The following is an 859-nucleotide window of genomic DNA, read 5'->3' as shown; positions in this document are numbered from 1 at the left end:
TCGTCGCGCCGCCCGCATACACACGCGCCGATACGACCAGCACGCTGCTGTAGCGCGCCTCGTCGCAGCCCTCCGCATCGAAAATCGGGGTCGCAATCAATCGCACGACGTCGTGCAAGCCGAGCATCCGGTACGGGTAGCCGCAGGTCTGCGACAGCAGCAGGTCGTCGCGCCGCCACAGTGCGAGCAGATCGTCGAACGGCGCGTCGGGCAGCACGACGTCAGCCGGCCCGCCCGCGTTCGCGAACGCATCGAGCGCATCACGCAGCAGCGCGCGCCACAGGGCGGCGTGGCGCGGCGTCACGTTGTACATCGGCAGGACTGCGATCCAGGGTTTCATGCGGGCATTCTACGCATCGGCGGCGCCCCGGATGCTTATCGGCCGCAAGACGATAAGCAAATGCGAATCAATTGGTTGGCGTAGCCGCGCCGCCTCGGTACCGTTCGAAGGCCTGCCGGCGCCGCCACCGTGCGCGATGCCGGGCAAGCCGACCGTGATCCGCGAGACACCAGCGCACCCGGGCCGAGCGCCCCGGTTCCATCGCTCGTTCCCCGCACTGCCCGATCCATCCGCCTCAACGCCATGGCCGAATACTTCGACGTCGACCACGCGCGCGCGATCGCCGCGCTCGACGCCCGCTTCACCGCCCGCACCGAGTGGCCGACCTGGCTGCTGGTCGTCGTCATCTACGGCGGCTGGCTCGCCGTGTTGCTGCTCGTGCGCGAAGGGCACCTGTCGCTCGCCGCCGCGACGCCGCCGTTGATCCTGCTCGGCGCGTGGCACCTGTCGCTGCAGCATGAACTGCTGCACGGCCATCCGACGCGTTCCGCCTTCGTGAACAAGCTGCTCGGCTATCCG

At 69.0% G+C, this 859-nt stretch carries 2 pseudogenes; one reads left to right on the top strand and one right to left on the bottom strand.

Features of this window, described 5'->3' with window-relative positions:
* A pseudogene (locus JMF90_RS38820) lies at positions 1-340 on the bottom strand (phosphate ABC transporter substrate-binding protein); the annotation flags it as partial.
* A 243-nt stretch (positions 341-583) separates the two neighbouring features.
* On the opposite strand from JMF90_RS38820, the pseudogene JMF90_RS38815 reads away from it, so the two are divergent.
* Positions 584-859, top strand: a pseudogene (locus JMF90_RS38815) (aminotransferase); the annotation flags it as partial.

The sequence above is a fragment of the Burkholderia sp. E168m23 genome (genome assembly GCF_016586125.1).
Classification (GTDB): domain Bacteria; phylum Pseudomonadota; class Gammaproteobacteria; order Burkholderiales; family Burkholderiaceae; genus Burkholderia; species Burkholderia orbicola.
The sequence above is the reverse complement of the archived record's forward strand: the minus strand, read 5'-3'. Positions and strand labels throughout refer to the sequence as shown.